General features: G+C 71.3%; 16 protein-coding genes. All 16 read right to left on the bottom strand.

What is annotated here, in order from left to right; genetic code table 11:
* Positions 1–311: 311 nt before the first annotated feature.
* Positions 312–1820, bottom strand: a complete 1509-nt coding sequence (gene lysX / locus RM479_RS02065; RefSeq protein WP_311510000.1) for a bifunctional lysylphosphatidylglycerol synthetase/lysine--tRNA ligase LysX — start codon at positions 1818–1820, stop codon at positions 312–314.
* A 210-nt stretch (positions 1821–2030) separates the two neighbouring features.
* The gene (locus tag RM479_RS02060; RefSeq protein WP_274810069.1) at positions 2031–2813 is read right to left on the bottom strand and encodes a type III pantothenate kinase; all 783 of its coding nucleotides are present in this window, start codon (positions 2811–2813) and stop codon (positions 2031–2033) included.
* A gap of 85 nt (positions 2814–2898) precedes the next feature.
* Entirely contained in the window at positions 2899–5490 is a 2592-nt protein-coding gene (locus tag RM479_RS02055) for an L-aspartate oxidase (RefSeq protein ID WP_311509998.1), read from the bottom strand.
* A gap of 28 nt (positions 5491–5518) precedes the next feature.
* A complete protein-coding gene (panC, locus tag RM479_RS02050) occupies positions 5519–6388 on the bottom strand; it encodes a pantoate--beta-alanine ligase (protein ID WP_311509996.1) in 870 nt (289 codons plus the stop codon).
* A gap of 67 nt (positions 6389–6455) precedes the next feature.
* Positions 6456–7340 carry a Rossmann-like and DUF2520 domain-containing protein gene (locus RM479_RS02045; protein WP_311509994.1) on the bottom strand — a complete coding sequence of 295 codons (885 nt, stop codon included), beginning with the start codon at positions 7338–7340 and terminating at the stop codon, positions 6456–6458.
* A gap of 281 nt (positions 7341–7621) precedes the next feature.
* Complete coding sequence (locus tag RM479_RS02040; protein ID WP_274810073.1) at positions 7622–7864, bottom strand: chaplin family protein; 243 nt, start codon at positions 7862–7864, stop codon at positions 7622–7624.
* 244 nt (positions 7865–8108) lie between these two features.
* The gene (locus RM479_RS02035; protein ID WP_311509992.1) at positions 8109–9461 is read right to left on the bottom strand and encodes a PH domain-containing protein; all 1353 of its coding nucleotides are present in this window, start codon (positions 9459–9461) and stop codon (positions 8109–8111) included.
* Positions 9462–9620: 159 nt separating this feature from the next.
* Positions 9621–10067 carry a PH domain-containing protein gene (locus tag RM479_RS02030; RefSeq protein ID WP_311510416.1) on the bottom strand — a complete coding sequence of 149 codons (447 nt, stop codon included), beginning with the start codon at positions 10065–10067 and terminating at the stop codon, positions 9621–9623.
* Between the two features lie 168 nt (positions 10068–10235).
* A complete protein-coding gene (locus RM479_RS02025; RefSeq protein ID WP_311509990.1) occupies positions 10236–10724 on the bottom strand; it encodes a DUF3180 domain-containing protein in 489 nt (162 codons plus the stop codon).
* On the bottom strand, positions 10721–11254 hold the full coding sequence (folK, locus tag RM479_RS02020; protein WP_311509989.1) for a 2-amino-4-hydroxy-6-hydroxymethyldihydropteridine diphosphokinase: 534 nt from the start codon (positions 11252–11254) through the stop codon (positions 10721–10723). The genes RM479_RS02025 and folK overlap by 4 nt, the downstream gene beginning before the upstream one ends.
* Positions 11251–11643, bottom strand: a complete 393-nt coding sequence (gene folB, locus RM479_RS02015; protein WP_274810077.1) for a dihydroneopterin aldolase — start codon at positions 11641–11643, stop codon at positions 11251–11253. Before folB ends, folK begins: the two co-directional genes overlap by 4 nt.
* On the bottom strand, positions 11643–12092 hold the full coding sequence (locus RM479_RS02010; protein WP_311509987.1) for a nuclear transport factor 2 family protein: 450 nt from the start codon (positions 12090–12092) through the stop codon (positions 11643–11645). Before RM479_RS02010 ends, folB begins: the two co-directional genes overlap by 1 nt.
* Complete coding sequence (gene folP, locus RM479_RS02005) at positions 12089–13003, bottom strand: dihydropteroate synthase (RefSeq protein ID WP_274810079.1); 915 nt, start codon at positions 13001–13003, stop codon at positions 12089–12091. Before folP ends, RM479_RS02010 begins: the two co-directional genes overlap by 4 nt.
* An 85-nt stretch (positions 13004–13088) precedes the next feature.
* Positions 13089–13688, bottom strand: a complete 600-nt coding sequence (gene folE, locus RM479_RS02000) for a GTP cyclohydrolase I FolE (protein WP_274810080.1) — start codon at positions 13686–13688, stop codon at positions 13089–13091.
* A complete protein-coding gene (gene ftsH / locus RM479_RS01995; protein WP_311509985.1) occupies positions 13685–15691 on the bottom strand; it encodes an ATP-dependent zinc metalloprotease FtsH in 2007 nt (668 codons plus the stop codon). The genes folE and ftsH overlap by 4 nt, the downstream gene beginning before the upstream one ends.
* Positions 15692–15911: 220 nt before the next feature.
* On the bottom strand, positions 15912–16463 hold the full coding sequence (hpt, locus tag RM479_RS01990; protein ID WP_311509984.1) for a hypoxanthine phosphoribosyltransferase: 552 nt from the start codon (positions 16461–16463) through the stop codon (positions 15912–15914).
* Between the last annotated feature and the right edge of the window lie 2 nt (positions 16464–16465).

Genomic DNA, 16465 nt, shown 5'->3' with positions numbered 1-16465 from the left:
ACCATCAGCCACAGATTCACGATAGGGGAAAATCCATCTCGATACTGACCTGCGCAAACGATGACCACCCCGACAATGCCGCAGGCGGCGGCCCCACAGGGAAAAACTTCGCCGAGGCCCCAGGGGCGCACCGGTCGTCACGGCGCCCCCCGGCCTCCGGTCACCACCATCGCACTTCCCACCTGGGCCGGGAACGCGAAGGGGGATGAGACGCCGCACGAAGCGCGCGGCACCCTCATCCCCACTTTCGGACATCCACCCCTCCGGGATAAGGTCCCGGCAAATGGGGGGTCATGGCCGTCATGACGTGGTCAGGCGTCGTCCCCCGCGGGCTTCACGATCGGGAAAAGGACAGTTTCCCGAATGTTCTTGCCCGTGAACGCCATCAACAGGCGATCGATGCCGACGCCCACGCCGCCGGTCGGCGGCATGCCGTACTCCAGGGCCCGCAGGAAGTCCTCGTCGAGCTGCATCGCCTCCGGGTCGCCGTCGGCGGCCATGAGCGACTGCTCGGTGAGGCGCCGGCGCTGCTCCACCGGGTCGACCAGCTCGGAGTACCCCGTACCCATCTCCATGCCGAAGCCGATGAGGTCCCACTTCTCGGTGAGCAACGGGTCCTCGCGGTGCCGGCGGGTGAGCGGGCTCGTCTCCACCGGGAAGTCCCGTACGAAGGTCGGCTGGATCAGCGTGTGCTCCACCAGCTCCTCGAAGAGGTGCTCGATGAGCTTGCCCTGCCCCCAGGCCGGGTCGTACTCGACGCCCACGGCCTCGGCCAGGCGGCGGACCTCCTCGATCGGGGTGCGCGGGTCGACCTCGGCGCCGAGCGCCTCGGACACGGCCCCGTACAGGGTGACCTGCGGCCACTCCCCGGCCAGGTCGTAGGTCTGGCCGTCGCGCTCGATCACGGTGGTCCCGAACGCGGCGCGGGCCGCCTCCTGGATGAGCTCGCGGGTGACGTCCGCCATGACGTTGTAGTCGGCGTACGCCTGGTAGAACTCCAGCATCGTGAACTCGGGGTTGTGCGTGGAGTCCGCGCCCTCGTTCCGGAAGTTCCGGTTGACCTCGAAGACCCGCTCCAGACCACCGACGACCAGCCGCTTCAGCGACAGCTCCGGGGCGATCCGCAGGTACAGGTCCATGTCGTAGGCGTTGATGTGGGTGGTGAACGGTCGCGCCGTGGCGCCGCCGTGCACCCGCATCAGCATCGGGGTCTCGACCTCGATGTAGTCGCGTGCGGTGAGACCGTCCCGGATCGCGCGGATGGCGGCCGACCGTCGGCGCACCATCTCACGGGACTCGGGGTTGACGATGAGGTCGACGTAGCGTTGGCGGACCCGGGCCTCGGGGTCGGTGAGGCCCTTGTGCTTCTCCGGGAGCGGACGCAGGCACTTGGCGGTGAGCGTCCAGGAGTTCACCATGATCGAGAGCTCGCCCCGGCGGGAGGTGATGACCTCGCCCTCGACGCCCACGTGGTCGCCCAGGTCGATGTCGGTCTTCCAGGCGTCCAGGCGGTCCTGGCCGACCCGGTCGAGGGAGAGCATGATCTGGATGTCGCCGGTCTCGTCGCGCAGGGTGGCGAAGCACAGCTTGCCACCGGTGCGGTACAGCATCACCCGGCCGGCGATGGAGACCTCCACCCCGGTGCCGGTGTCCGGCGGGAGATCGGCGTGTTTGTCACGCACGGCGCCGATCGACGTGGACCGCGCGAAGAGCACGGGGAAGGGGTCGATGCCCTCCTCGCGCAGGCGGTCCAGTTTCTGGCGCCGAACTCTCATCTGTTCGGGCAGGTCGTCGTAGGTGTCGTCGTGCGTGTGATTCACACACGCGATCCTACCGGCGCGGGAGGCCTGGGCGACCCGGCCCGTACAGGGACCACGAGCGGCCACGGGGACGACGACGGGCACGACGCCCGCGTGACCCCGCTCCGGTGGTGACGTTCTCCGCGCGTCACCACCGGAGGCGTTCACCGCCGGACCCCTCGGCGGTGCGGAGAAGACCTCGGGGAGGGCCGCGGCCCTCCCCGGGACGACTCAACCGGTGTTGCGCTCGAACACCAGGCGCAACCCGATGAGGGTCAGCCACGGTTGATGGACGTCGATGGTCTCGCACTCCCCCACCACCGTCGAGGCCAGGCCTCCGGTGGCCACCACCGTCACGTCGTCGGGGTTGTCGGTGAGTTCGGCGACCATGCGGTCGACGATCCCGTCCACCTGACCGGCGAACCCGAACACGATCCCCGAGCGCAGCGCCTCCGTGGTGTTCTTGGCGATCGCCGCCCGGGGCCGGACGATCTCGACCATGTGCAACTGGGCGCCGCGCCGGGACAGCGCGTCCACGGAGATGTCGATCCCCGGGGCGATCGCGCCGCCCACGTACTCCCCCTTGACGCTGACCGCGTCGAACGTCGTCGCGGTCCCGAAGTCCACCACCACGGCCGGCCCGCCGTAGAGGTGATCGGCGGCCAGCGCGTTGATGATGCGGTCGCTGCCGACCTCCTTGGGGTTGTCCATCCGGATCGGCACGCCCGTCTTGACACCGGGTTCGACGATCACGGCCGCGACGCCGTCGAAGTGGCGGCGGAACATGTCGCGCATCTCGTGTTGGACCGAGGGGACCGAGCAGCACAGGGCCAGTCCGTCGACGTCGTCGACGCCGCCGTGGACGCCGCTCTCCAGGAGCCCGCGCAGCACCACCGACCATTCGTCGGCGGTACGCCGGGGATCGGTCCCCACCCTCCAGTGCTCCAAGAGGTCCTCGCCCTCGAAGAGACCGAAGACCGTCTCGGAATTACCGACGTCGATCGCCAGCAGCATGGAGCCTCATCCTGGTCGAAGTGTGTGTTCTCAGGGAATCCTCCCCCAATCCCGCCCTTCGCGGAAAGTCCGAAGGTGTATCCGGTCACACCAGATCGAGCGCGATGTCCAGAGCGGGGCTGGAGTGGGTGAGGGCTCCGACCGCCAGGAGGTCGACCCCGGTGCGGGCCACGGCGGCGGCCACCTGCAGGGTCAGGCCGCCCGAGGACTCCAGACGGGCGCGCCCGGCGACGAGGGCGACGGCCTCGGCCAGCTCGTCGACGGTGAAGTTGTCGAGCAGGATCTCCTCGGCTCCGGCCGCCAACGCCTCCTCGATCTGGTCGATACGGTCGACCTCCACCTCCAGGGGGACGTCGGGGAAACGCTCCCGGACGGCGCGGACGGCGGCGCCGACGCCCCCGGCGGCGACCACGTGGTTGTCCTTGATGAGCCCGGCGTCGCCCAGGCAGTAGCGGTGGTTGACCCCGCCACCGCAGCGCACGGCGTACTTCTCCAGGGCGCGCAGACCCGCGTGCGTCTTGCGGCTGTCACGGATACGGGCGCCGGTGCCGGCGACGGCGTCCACCCACGCCCGGGTCGCGGTGGCGATTCCGGACAGGTGGGTGAGCAGGTTGAGGGCGGTGCGCTCGGCGGTGAGCAGATCACGGGTACGGGCGGTGACGGTCATGAGGACGTCGCCGCGTTTGACGGCGTCCCCGTCGACCGCCGACCTGGAGACGTCCAGGGCGCCGTCACAGACCAGCCAGAACACGAGTTCGGCCAGGGGCAGTCCGCTGACGGTGCCGTCGGCCCGGGCCACGACATGGGCGGTGCGCACCTGATCGGCGGGGATGGTGGCGACGGTGGTGACGTCGAGGCCCGCCCCACCGGTGAGGTCCTCGGCCAGCGCACGGCGGACCAGGTCGACGTGGCCCTCGTGCGGCGCCGTCCAGGGCAGGGTGAACTCGGCGCGGGTATCGGACCTCGGGCCGCCTTCGGCGAGGGGGAAGGCGATCGCGTCGAGTTCGGCGGTCAGGGCGGGTGGCAGGGAGGGGGTCCGGTTCTCATCGGTCGCCACGGGGGTGTCCCCTTCCAGTCGGACGATCACCGGGCGGATCCGCCACTCGGGACGGGGCTCGGCGTGGTCGGCGCGTTGATGGGCGCCGCGGCTCTCGGTGCGGTGCGCCGCGGCGGCGGCCACGAGACGGGCCACCGTGAGCAGGTCGGCGGCCTCCCAGGAGGCCGTGTCGGGGGCCGGGCCGCCCTCGGCGTCGCCGAGGGCGTCGAGTTCGGCGACCAGGGTCCGCAGGCCCTCTCCGGTGCGCAGCACGCCCGCGTGGCGGGACATCAGGGTGCGCACCCGGGGGACGACGGACGGGTCGGGCAGCGCGGTCACCGCCGGGGCGGGCACGCCCTCGGCGGGCAGCGGTCGGGCCTCGGCCGCCAGCCGGGCGGCGATCCGGTCGGCGAACACCAGACCTTCGAGCAGCGAGTTGGAGGCCAGCCGGTTGGCACCGTGCACGCCGGTGCGGGCGACCTCGCCGACGGCCCACAGACCGGGGACCCCGGTGCGACCCTCGATGTCGACCTCCACCCCGCCCGAGGCGTAGTGGGCGGCGGGGGCGACGGGGATCGGTTCGTTGAGCGGGTCGATGCCGTGTTCGCGGCAGGAGGCGAGGATGGTCGGAAAGCGCGTCTCCCAGGTCTTCCGACCGAAGTGACGGGCCTCCAGGTACACGTGGTCGACGCCCTGCTCGGCCATGACGCGGGCGATGGTCCGCGCGACCACGTCGCGGGGGGCCAGGTCGGCGAGTTCGTGGACACCGGCCATGATCCGGTTTCCGGCGGCGTCCACCAGGTAGGCGCCCTCACCGCGCAGCGCCTCCGACACCAGTGGCTGACGACCGCGCGCGTCGGGACCGAGCCAGAGCACCGTGGGGTGGAACTGGATGAACTCCAGGTCGCGCAGACGGGCGCCGGCCCGGGCCGCCAGGGCCAGCCCGTCCCCGGTGGAGACCGGCGGGTTGGTGGTGGCCGCGAAGATCTGGCCCAGTCCGCCGGTGGCCAGGACCACGGCCGGGGCCAGGACGGCGCCGACACCGTCGCGGGTGCCCTCGCCCATGACGTGCAGCGTGATGCCGCAGACCGCCCCGGTGGCGGGATCGTGCAGCGCGTCGAGGGCGACGGCGTGCTCGATGATCTCGATGCGCTCATCGGCCAGGACCGCGGTGACGAGGGCGCGCTGGATCTCCGCGCCGGTGGCGTCGCCGCCGGCGTGGGCGACCCGATCGGCGCGATGGCCGCCCTCCCGGGTCAGGGCCAGTCCGCCGGAGGCGTCGCGGTCGAACTCCGCGCCCAGCGCGATGAGCCGGCGCAGGGCCTCGGGCCCCTCGGTGGCCAGGACGTGGACCGCGTACGGGTCGCAGAGTCCGGCGCCCGCCAGGTGGGTGTCGACCATGTGGGCGACGGGGTCGTCCCCGGGGGCCATGGCGGCGGCGATACCGCCCTGGGCGTAGGCGGTGGAACCCGTGGAGAGCCGGTCCTTGGTCACGAGCGCGACCCGCCCGTTCCCGGAGCGACGCAGGTGGCCGAGCGCGGTGCTCAGGCCGGCGATGCCGGAGCCGACGATGACGACGTCGGCGGTGACGGCCCAGCTCGGCGCGGGCGCGTCGAGCCGGGTCGGGGTGGCTGTGCTCATGGGGATCTCTTCCACAGGGTGCAGTGGCTCAGAAAACGATCGACGTGTTGTCGATGAGGCGGGTCGTGCCGACCCGGGCGGCGAGCGCGAGGATCGCGCCGCCGCGGTGATCGTCCGCGATCTCCGCGAAGGTGGCCGGGTCGATGAGGGCGAGGTAGTCGAGGTCGACCGGCGGGGCCCCCTCGGCCGCCTCCTCCAGCACGGCGGTCGCGGCGCCGCGGGCGGCGGCGGGTCCTCCGGCTGCCGCGGCGCGGGCCGCCGCGAGGGACCGGGAGAGGGACAGGGCGGCGGCGCGTTCCCCGGTGGAGAGGTAGACGTTGCGGCTGGAGGAGGCGAGGCCGTCGGCGTCGCGCAGGATGGGCGCTCCCACGATCTCCACGGGGAGGTCGAGGTCGGCGACCATGCGGCGGATGAGCGCGATCTGCTGGGCGTCCTTCTCCCCGAAGACCGCCAGGTCGGGGCGGACCAGGTGGAAGAGCTTGCCGACCACGGTGAGGACGCCGGTGAAGTGTCCGGGGCGGGAGGAGCCCTCCAGGCGTTCGCCCATGAGGCCGGCGTCGATGGTGACCACGGGACGGCCGGTCGGGTACATGGTCTCGGTCTCGGGGGCGAAGACGACGTCGACGCCCTCGGCCGCACAGACGGCGGTGTCGGCGGGCAGGTCGCGCGGGTAGCGGTCGAAGTCCTCGTTCGGACCGAACTGGAGGGGATTGACGAAGACGCTGACCACCACGGTGTCGGCCGCCTCCCGAGCGATCCGCATGAGGCTGCGGTGGCCCTCGTGAAGGGCGCCCATCGTGGGGACGAGGGCGACGCGACCGGCGTCGGCGAGCGCGCGGCGCAGTTCGTCGGGCGTGCGCGCGACGACGGGCGCGGTGTGGGCGGTGGGTGCGCTCATGGAGGTTCCCTGGAATGTCCGTGACGTGTCGGTGGTGGATCGCCGGGCGATGGGCCGCGGGCGGTGTTCAGCGGCGCAGGACGTCGAGGAGCCGTTCGGCGTCCTCGGGCTTGAGCATCCCGGCGTTGAGGGCCAGGTCGGCGGTGAGCCGGGCCAGTTCGACGTAGGCGGTGACGCTCTCGGGGGCGTGCGCGCGCAGTTGTTCGATGTGTCCGGAGACGGTGCCGGCGTCGCCGCGCAGGACGGGTCCGCTGAGCCCGTGGATGCCGAGGCGCAGGGCGTTGTCCAGGGAGGCGCTCAGGAGGGGGGCGAGCATCCGTCCGGGTTCGGGGACCCCGGCGGCGGAGAGCAGGGCCGCGCTGTCGGCGACGAGGGTGACGAGGTGGTTGGCGCCGCCGGCCAGGGCCACGTGGTAGAGCGTGCGCTTGTCCTCGGCGATCCAGACGGGTTCGGCGCCCATCTCGACGACCAGGGCCTCGGCGATGGGTCGCAGCGCGTCGGGGGCGGTGACCCCGAACGCGCAGTTGGCCAGTCGGTCGATGTCCTCGTCTCGACCGGTGAAGGTCATCGCGGGGTGCAGGGCCAGCGGTAGGGCCCCGGCGGCGGTGGCGGGGGCCAGGACGCCGTACCCGTGGGCGCCGCTGGCGTGGGCGAGGAGTTTGCCGCGCAGGTCGACTCCGGTTCCGGCGAGGCCTTCGGCGAGTTCGGCGAGGGCGTCGTCGGGGACCGTGAGCAGCACGAGGTCGGCGGCCTCGACCACACGGGCGGGTTCGAGGAGGCGTGCGGTGGGGAGCCGGTCGGCGACGCGCTCCTTGGAGGCGTCGGAGACGGCCGAGGCGGCGACGACCTTGTGACCGGCGCGACCGAGCGCGCCTCCCAGGACGGACCCGACGCGTCCGGGTCCGATGACGCCGACCCGCAACCGGGCCGGCCGCCCCTGCGTGGTCTCCATGCCGATGCCCCCTCGTGATGAGTGCGTCCGGTCCTCCCGTGACGCCTGAGCACACGATAGTCCTCCCCCGCCGCCGACCCGGCGCCCCGCCCCTGGTCGGGGCGGGGGGTGGGACACGGGCGGGGACGGACCCACCGGGCCCGCCCCCGGGCACGCGAAAGGGCGCCGCCCCGTCGTCACGGAGCGGCGCCCGATGCGAAAGTCCCCTCGACCCCTCGGTCGGCGCGGTCGGGACGTCTCCGACCGGAACACCCCCGACCGTCAGGGTCGGATCGCGGCGACTACCAGTTCTTGACGCTGGCGCCGGAGTCCACGCAGTTGGCGCCGGCCACGCCCAGAATGGCGATGGCGTTGCCGCAGACGTTGATCGGCACATCCAGGTCGGCGACCAGCTGGTTGCCACCGAGGATGCTGCCGTTGCCGGAGGTGAAGACGTTGCTGTTGGCCATGGCCGGAGCGCCGGTGAACAGAACGCCCGCGGCGGCGGCGACGATGGCACTGGCGGCGAAAGCCTTCTTCAGCATGTGTTTTCTCCCGTCGGACCGAACGGCGGGGGCGCCGATCGGTCGATAACGTTGACCATGTGTATAAGCACGAACACTCAACGTGTTCAGTCACCATTTAGCCATACTCGACCACCGTTAGGGGCCAGAACACGCGGGCGTGTTGCGGCCTTGAGCTGGAAAAACAACCCCTAGTGAGCATCCATGTCGGATATGTGAGCCATTAGTGGCAGCAATTTCGACCCCCGATGTGATGCACACCACATCAGACTTCCCCGGGGGTGTCGGGCCGGCTCATCGTCGCCCGCGTCGCCCAGCGCTCCGGTCCCGCGGCGGTCACCCGCGCCCGCCTGCCGAGGTCGATCATCTCGTCCACCAGGCGCCGCGCCTCGGCCACCTCGCGGCCTTCCGCCCTGGCCCGGACCGGCCCCGGCGGGACCGCCACGCCCACCGTCGCCCGTCCGGTGAAACGGGCCAGCGGACCGGCGGTCAGCCGCAGGGCCTGCACCCGTTCCATCGGAACGACCTCCGTCGAACGGCAGAACAGCCCCGAGACCGTGACGAAGAGGTGCTCGTCCACACCCACCAGCGAACGCGAGCCCTCCCGACCCGGCACCAGCGGCACGTACGCCACCTCGCTCTCCGGGAACAACTCGTTGACCAGGGCGTAGGCACGGCGCCGCGGCGCGACCGGCAGCAGCGTCGCCGAAGCGCCCTGGCGGGCACCCGCGTAACCGGCCACGGTCGCCTCCACCCTGGCCACGCCCAGCGCTCGCCACAGCAGCGGCTCCACCACCCGTACCGCCTGCACCCGGCCCGGAGGGACGGTCTGCATCCGCCGCTGGAACATCCCGTAGCGCAGCCGCAGCCCGTCCGAGGAGATCGAGGCGTAGTAATCGGTGTACCGGGCCAGCGGCCCCCAGAAGGAGCCGAGCAGGCCCAGCGTGAGCGGCACGAGCGCGCCCAGCACCCCGGGTTCGGTGAACATCACCCCCGCGGTGGCCAGCGCGGCCAGCGCGATGGAGGCCAGCAGCACCGGGACGCGGAAGGTGAGCGCACCCAGCAGGAGCAGGAACGGCAATCGGTAGAAGGGCCACTCGGGGGCCTCCGGGGCCCGCCCGGACAGCCCGGCGGCGTGCGCCAGGACCGCGACGCGCATCCGTTCGGCGACGTCGCGGCTCAGGTAGGTCAACCGGACCGCACTGTTGTCGCCGCCCGCCAGCTCGATGCGCAGCTCGGCCAGCCCGAACACCTGCCCCACCAACGGTCGGATCACGTCGACGGCCTGGAGGCGGCTCAGCGGGATCTCCCGAGAGCCGCGCATCAACAGTCCGCTGTGCACCACCAGATGGTCCTCCCGAAGCCCGAAACTGCCGTACCACCAGGCGGGCAGGGCGTAGGCCAGCGAGCCGAACACGACGGCGAAGGTCAGCATGACGACCCACGCCACACCGAAGGACGTGAGGATCGGGCCGACCAGGGCGACGAAGGCGAGCGTCGCCGCGAGGACCCGGAACGGCACCATCAGCCAGTGCGCCCGGAACACCCCGGTGGTGACGTCCTCCTCGGGGCGGCGCGGGATCGGCGGCTGCCGCTGCCACATCGTCGGGGGCAGCATCACCGGCGGCCCGTAGCCGGGGGCCGTCGGTGGCGGGTACGGACCCCGTGCCGGTCCGGGTGGCGGATGGGGCACGGGGCCCGACCCGGGCGCGTGCGCGGGCGGCGCTCCGGGCGGGGGTCCGGGCGGAGGGAGGCGGGGACGATCGGGTTCGCGCATCTACAACCCCGTGGAGAAGGTCTCGCTGCGGGCGGCCAGACTGTCGCGCAGGGCGACGGCCTCCATCAACGGCAGGCCGACCACGCGGGTGTCGGCCGTACTGGCGGCGGTGCGCACCCGCACCGTGGCGATGCCCAACGCCTGTTCGAGGAGGTCGGCCGTGGTGTCCACCACCTGCATGCGCCCGTAGGGGACGACGACCAACTGCCGGATCAGCACCCCGTAGGTCAGGTACAGCTCCGCCGGTCCCTCGACGTACCCCCAGGAGCGTCGGAACCGACCGGCCAGGATCCAGCCGCCGACGAACGCGATGAGGGCCGCCACGGCCCAGACCGCGGCCCAGAGCCGATCCGCCCACAGGAACAGGAGCAGCACGCCCGCCAGTCCCGAGGACAGGCACAGGGCCCCGACGATCAGCCTGCGGTACCAGGCCAGGGCCGGGGACACCCGATGCCACTCCAGGCCCTCGGGCGCGGCGAAGGCCGCGTCGAGCGGACGCCCCCGCGACGGAGGAGGCGGGGTCGGCGGGGTCGGCGACGGTGTCGATTCGCTGGTGTCCACGGGCCCAGTCAACCATCCGACGCCGGTCCCCGTCCGAAGGCGGTCCGGGAGCGGTCAGACCGCCTCGGGGCGGTCGTCGTCGCGGTCCTCGTCATCGGGCACCCGGCAGGCGTACTCCAGGTACAGCCCGGCCACCACCAACACGCCGGCGGCCAGCGCCGTTCCCAGGGCCGTCAGGAACACCTCGCGGTGCACCGGCAGTCCCAGGTTCTCCACGACCATCACCGCGACGCCCGCGAAGAAGCCGCCGAACAGCGAGGCGGCCAGCACGCTCGCCTTGGCCAGGGCGACCAGACGGGCCGCGCTGAGCGGCGGGATGGGTTCCGTGCCGGGCGCGTGCCGGATCCGACGACGGGTCCGCCCGGCGGTGAAGCCCTCCGCGAGGGCGAGCAACAGCAGGGTCGGGATCGCCGTCCACGGCATCGGCGGCAGCCCGGGCAGCACCGTGGTGAAGAGCGCCCCGAGGAGCGCGCCGGCGATCGCGAGCAGTGTCGGCGTCCGCCACCCGGTGGGGTGCAGCCGCCGTTCCTCCTCCTCGGTCATGGACTCCCCCCGGGCGGGCCCAGCCGCAGATCCTCCCGCAGGTGCGGTTCCTCTTCTTCCTCCGGCTCGTCGGCGATGACGGCCGCCAGCAGGTCGGCGACCGCCCCCCGTCCCGGCAGGTGCGCCGTGGGGTCGACGTCCAGCCACGGACGCAGCACGAACGCCCGCAGGTGGGCGCGCGGATGCGGCAGGGTCAGCCGGGGGTCGTCGGAGCGCGTGTCCCCGAACGCGATGACGTCCACGTCCAGGGTGCGCGGCCCCCACCGGACCTCCCGGACCCGGCCGAAGGCCCGTTCCGCCGCCTGCGCGCGCTCCAGCAGCTCCTCCGGGGTCCCCTCGGTCTCCACGACCACGACCGCGTTGAGGTAGGCGCCCTGGTCCGGGCCGCCCACCGGAGCGGTCTCGTACACCGGTGACAGCGCGACCGGGACCGGCGCGCCCTCTCCGGTCAGCAGGGCGTCCACGCCGCCCTGGAGGGTCGCCCACCGGTCGCCGAGGTTGGATCCCAGGGACAGCACCGCGCGCGTCACGGCGCACCTCCGATCGCCACGTGCCCGGGCACGGCGCCGCGCACGACGGTCACCGCCACGTCCGCGAACTCGTGCTCGATGGGCGCGGACGGCTTGTGCACGGTCACCTCCACCCCCTTCACCAGGGGGTCCGCCAGACACTCGGCGGCCAACCGCTCGGCCAGGGTCTCGATGAGGTCCACGGGCTCCCCGGTGACGATCGCGACCAGCCGGTCCGCCAACAGCCCGTAGTGGACGGTGTCCGCCACGTCGTCGGAGGCCGCCGCGGGCGACAGGTCCAGGAACAGGGCCGCGTCGACGACGAAGTCCTGCCCTTCTCGGCGCTCGAAGTCGAACACCCCGTGGTACCCGCGCGCCCGCAGCCCGCGCAGAACGATGCGGTCGGTCATCACTCCCCGCCCTCGTCCTCGTCGTCGTCCTCGCCCATGAGCACCGGAGAGGCGTGGTGGGACCACAGTCGCCACCCCTGGGCCGTGTCGACGAACAGGTTGGTCGTGACGACCTGTCCACCGGCGACGAACCCCGGGTCGCCGTCCTCGGCGGTGAGCACGTTCTCCTCGCACGTCACCATGGCGATGTCACCGCCGACACCGATGTGGGTCTCGGTGAGCACGTACTGGATGTAGGTGACGTTGGCCATGATGAGCGACCAGGCCCGCATGATCTCCGTGCGACCGCGCAACAGCGGCCACCCGGGGTTGACGCACACCAGGTCGGGGGCCTCGTGCTCCTCCGCCCACACACTGCGCATCAGATCGATGTCGCCGTTCTCGATGGCGCTGTAGAACTGCGCGTTGGCCTCGGCCACGCGCTCCATGACCTCCTGGCGAGACCTCACCGGCGGCCCCGCCCCGTGGCGACCTCGTCGTCGAAGCGACCCTCCGCGAGGCTCCCGCCCCCGTCGGACCAGGCGGCGGCCACCCGGACCGCGTCGGCGCTGGCGCGCACGTCGTGGACGCGCACGGCCCAAGCGCCCCGGTCGGCCGCCAGGGTGGTGAGGGCGGCGGTGGCGGCGTCACAGTCGGGGAAGGGGCGGTCCTCACCCTTGGGGTCGCCCAGCAGTCGGCTCAGGAAACGTTTGCGCGATCCCGCCACCAGGACGGGCCGGCCCAACCCGTGGAACCGGTCCAGGTGTCGCAAAAGCGCCCAGTTGTGGGCCTGTTCGGGTCGTTTGGAGAATCCGAGGCCCGGGTCGAGGATGATCTGACCCGGGTCGACGCCTGCACTGATCATGGCCTCCATACGATCGTGGAGCTCATCGATGACCTCCTGGACGACGTCCGTGTACACGGCACGGCTCTGCATGTCATGACTATGCCCACGCCAGTGCATCAACACATAGGAGACACCCGAAGCGGCCACGAGCCGGGCCATGGCCGGGTCGGCCAGCCCACCGCTGACGTCGTTGACGAGCACGGCGCCCGCCCCGACCGCACGCTCGGCGACCTCGGCCCGCATGGTGTCCACGCTGACGGCGACTCCGCGGGCGGAGAGAGCGCGCACCACCGGTTCGACTCGGCGGAGCTCCTCCTCGACCGGTACGCGCTGGGCGCCCGGGCGGGTGGACTCCCCGCCCACGTCGATGATGTCGGCTCCCTCATCGACCAACCGCAGGCCGTGCTCGACCGCCCGCTCGGGGTCGAACCAGGCTCCGCCGTCGGAGAAGGAATCGGGGGTGACGTTCACGACCCCCATGACCAGGCACCGCCCTCGATCGGGCAGGCCCGGAAGTGTGTATTTCGGCCCCATGGGGATCAGCCTATTCGTAAGGGGAGGGGTCGGGGGCGTACGCCCTCGGCCCCTCCCCCGGGTGTTCCGATGTACCGCGGTCGCGTCAGCGACGGTCCAGGATGAGGCTCATCGCCTCGGACCGGGTGCGGTCGCTGCCGCGGAAGATCCCGCGCACCCCGGAGGTGACGGTCTTGGCCCCGGGTTTGCGCACACCACGCATGGTCATGCAGAGGTGTTCGGCCTCCACGACCACGATGACGCCGCGCGGGTTGAGGTGGTCCATGATGGCGTCGGCCACCTGGCCGGTGAGCCTCTCCTGGACCTGGGGCCGGCGCGCGTACACGTCGACCAGGCGGGCCAGTTTGCTCAGACCGGTGATGCGGCCGTCGGCACCCGGGATGTACCCGACGTGCGCCACGCCGTAGAACGGCACCAGGTGGTGTTCGCACGTGGAGTACAGCTCGATGTCCTTGACCAGGACCATCTCCTGGTGGCCGGCCTCGAACACCGTCGTGAGCACGTCCCCGGGCTTCTGCCCCAGGCCCGCGAACTGCTCCTCGTAGGCGCGGGCGACGCGTTCGGGCGTCTTGAGCAGGCCGTCGCGGTCGGGGTCCTCGCCGATGGCGATGAGGATCTCGCGCACCGCGCGTTCGATCCGCTCCCGGTCCACGGGTCTGGGGGGCAGGTCTGCCGTGTCGGTCACGCGTCGTCTCCCTCGATGGCGGTGGTCGATCCGTGCGGCAGCCCGTTCCCGGTGCTCTGCCCCTGCACCTCGGCACCGTTGAGCATGGCCAGCTCCTTCTTGGAGCGCACCGGCGGCCGGTCGGAGGGCTGGCGCTTGCCGTACCCGGTGTAGGAACCGCGGGTGGGGCGCTTGCGCACCGGCGCGAAGATCTCCAGCACCTGGCTCTTGGTGAGCGTCTCCTTCTCCAACAGGGCCACGACCAGGTCGTCGAGGACGTCGCGGTACTCGACCAGGACCTCGTAGGCCTCGTCGTGCGCGGACTCGATGAGGCGGCGCACCTCCTCGTCGATGATGGAGGCGATCTCCTCGGAGTACTCGCGCGCGTGCGACATCTCCCGGCCCAGGAAGGGCTCGGTGCTCCCCGAACCGAACTTGCGGGCACCCAGGCGCTCGCTCATGCCGTACTCGGTGACCATGTTGCGGGCCAGGTTGGTGGCCTTGTCGATGTCGTTGCCGGCACCGGTGGTGGGCTCGTGGAAGACCAGTTCCTCGGCGGCGCGACCGCCGAGCATCATGGCGAGCTGGTCCATCATCTGCGAGCGCGAGGTGAGGAACTTGTCCTCCGTCGGCACCGACATGGTGTAGCCGAGGGCGCGCCCGCGGGGCAGGATCGTGATCTTGTGCACCGGGTCGGCGTTGGGCAGCGCGTGACCCACCAGGGCGTGACCGCCCTCGTGGTAGGCGATGATCTTCTTCTCGTGCTCGGACATGACCCGGCTCTTGCGCTCGGGACCGGCCATCACCCGCTCGATGGCCTCCTCCAGCACCGCGTGGGTGATGGTCTCCCTGTCGGCGCGGGCCGACAGCAGGGCGCCCTCGTTGATGACGTTGGCCAGGTCGGCGCCGGTCATGCCGGCGGTCTGGCGGGCGATGACGTCGAAGTCGACGTCCTCGGCCATCGGCTTGCCCTTGGAGTGGACCTTGAGGATGTCGCGACGGCCGTCCATGTCGGGGCGGTCCACGACGATCTGCCGGTCGAAGCGGCCGGGGCGCAGCAGGGCCGGGTCGAGGATGTCGGGGCGGTTGGTGGCCGCGATCAGGATGACCCCGCCCTTGACGTCGAAGCCGTCCATCTCGACCAGCATCTGGTTGAGGGTCTGCTCGCGCTCGTCGTGGCCGCCGCCCATGCCGGCGCCGCGGTGGCGGCCGACGGCGTCGATCTCGTCGATGAAGATGATGGCGGGGGCGTTGGCCTTGGCCTGCTCGAACAGGTCGCGCACGCGCGAGGCGCCCACACCGACGAACATCTCGACGAAGTCCGAACCGGAGATGGAGTAGAACGGCACCCCGGCCTCACCGGCGACGGCGCGGGCGAGCAGGGTCTTGCCGGTGCCGGGCGGACCGAACAGCAGCACGCCCTTGGGGATCTTGGCGCCCATCGCCTGGAACTTGGCCGGGTTCTGGAGGAACTCCTTGATCTCCTGGAGTTCCTCGATGGCCTCGTCCGCGCCGGCGACGTCGGAGAAGGTGTTCTTCGGGGTGTCCTTGGTGATGAGCTTGGCCTTGGACTTGCCGAAGTTCATGACCCGGGAGCCACCGCCCTGCATCTGGCTGAAGACGAACCAGAAGATGGCGAGGATGAGCAGGATCGGCAGGAAGCTGAACAGCGCCGTGGTCCACAGCGGCGTGGTGGCGACCGAGACCTCGTAGGACTCCAGGTTGGTGCCCTCCTCGTTCAGGGAGGCCTGGAGCATCTCCGCGAATTGGAGACCCTGACCGGCCACCCAGTACGCCTCGTAGATCTCGCCTTCGGTCGTGGTCAGCACGATGCGCTGATCACGGTCGACGATCTCGGCGTTGTCCACCTCGTTCCGCTCGATGAGCCGGTGCACGGTGGAGGTGTCGGTCTCCTCCGGCTGTGGGCCCCCGCCCAGATCGAACACGTTGAAGACGAGGAGGAGCATGGCGAGAACGGCCAGGATCCATATCCACGGGCCGCGGAAAAAGCGCTTCAGATTCATGTGAGCGGAACCCTGTCGGGTCCGTCCCTCCTGACCAGGCCGCCCGCACCGGAGGACTTTCCGAGGCAGGACCTCTATCGGACACGTGCGTTCCCCGCGTATTCGCCGGGATCGCATCGACGGTACACCTCGGCCCGTCGAACGGGCACACCGCTGCCGGCTGTAGCCGGGCGGGGGCCGTCATGAGAGCAACGACCGCGCCCCCGCCGCTTGTTCCCCGCTACTCGTAGACGTGCGGGGCGAGGGTGCCGATGAACGGCAGATTGCGGTACTTCTCCGCGTAGTCGAGCCCGTAACCGATGATGAACTCGTTGGGCAGGTCGAAACCGATGTACTTGACGTCGAGGTCGACCTCGTAGGCCAGCGGCTTGCGGACCATGGTGCAGACCTCCACCGAGCGGGGCCCGCGCGACTTGAGGTTGCCCACCAGCCAGGAGAGGGTCAGCCCGGAGTCGATGACGTCCTCGACGATCAGGACGTCCCGGTCCTTGATGTCGGTCTCCAGGTCCTTGAGGATGCGGACCACCCCGGAGGAGGTGGTGCCGGCGCCGTAGGAGGACACCGCCATCCAGTCCATGGAGACCGGTGTGTGCAGTACCCGGGCCAGGTCGGCCATCACCATGACGGCGCCCTTGAGGACACCGACGATGAGCAGGTCCCGACCCGCGTAGTCGGCGTCGATGCTTGCTCCGAGCTCGGCCAGGCGTGTCTTGATCTCTTCCTCGGTGACCAGGACCTTCTCCAGGTCCCGACCCATGTCCTTAGCGTCCACGC

The sequence above is a fragment of the Nocardiopsis lambiniae genome (assembly GCF_031845465.1).
In the GTDB taxonomy this organism is placed as follows: domain Bacteria; phylum Actinomycetota; class Actinomycetes; order Streptosporangiales; family Streptosporangiaceae; genus Nocardiopsis; species Nocardiopsis lambiniae.
This window is presented reverse-complemented; position numbering and strand designations above follow the sequence as displayed.

Excerpts from the sequence above, each read along its gene's own strand:
- RM479_RS02060 (WP_274810069.1), bottom strand. The coding sequence starts at position 2,813 with ATGCTGCTGGCGATCGACGTCGGTAATTCCGAGACGGTCTTCGGTCTC.
- RM479_RS02055 (WP_311509998.1), bottom strand. The coding sequence starts at position 5,490 with ATGAGCACAGCCACCCCGACCCGGCTCGACGCGCCCGCGCCGAGCTGG.
- panC (WP_311509996.1), bottom strand. The coding sequence starts at position 6,388 with ATGAGCGCACCCACCGCCCACACCGCGCCCGTCGTCGCGCGCACGCCC.
- RM479_RS02045 (WP_311509994.1), bottom strand. The coding sequence starts at position 7,340 with ATGGAGACCACGCAGGGGCGGCCGGCCCGGTTGCGGGTCGGCGTCATC.
- RM479_RS02040 (WP_274810073.1), bottom strand. The coding sequence starts at position 7,864 with ATGCTGAAGAAGGCTTTCGCCGCCAGTGCCATCGTCGCCGCCGCCGCG.
- RM479_RS02035 (WP_311509992.1), bottom strand. The coding sequence starts at position 9,461 with ATGCTGCCCCCGACGATGTGGCAGCGGCAGCCGCCGATCCCGCGCCGC.
- RM479_RS02025 (WP_311509990.1), bottom strand. The coding sequence starts at position 10,724 with ATGACCGAGGAGGAGGAACGGCGGCTGCACCCCACCGGGTGGCGGACG.
- folB (WP_274810077.1), bottom strand. The coding sequence starts at position 11,643 with ATGACCGACCGCATCGTTCTGCGCGGGCTGCGGGCGCGCGGGTACCAC.
- folP (WP_274810079.1), bottom strand. The coding sequence starts at position 13,003 with ATGGGGCCGAAATACACACTTCCGGGCCTGCCCGATCGAGGGCGGTGC.
- ftsH (WP_311509985.1), bottom strand. The coding sequence starts at position 15,691 with ATGAATCTGAAGCGCTTTTTCCGCGGCCCGTGGATATGGATCCTGGCC.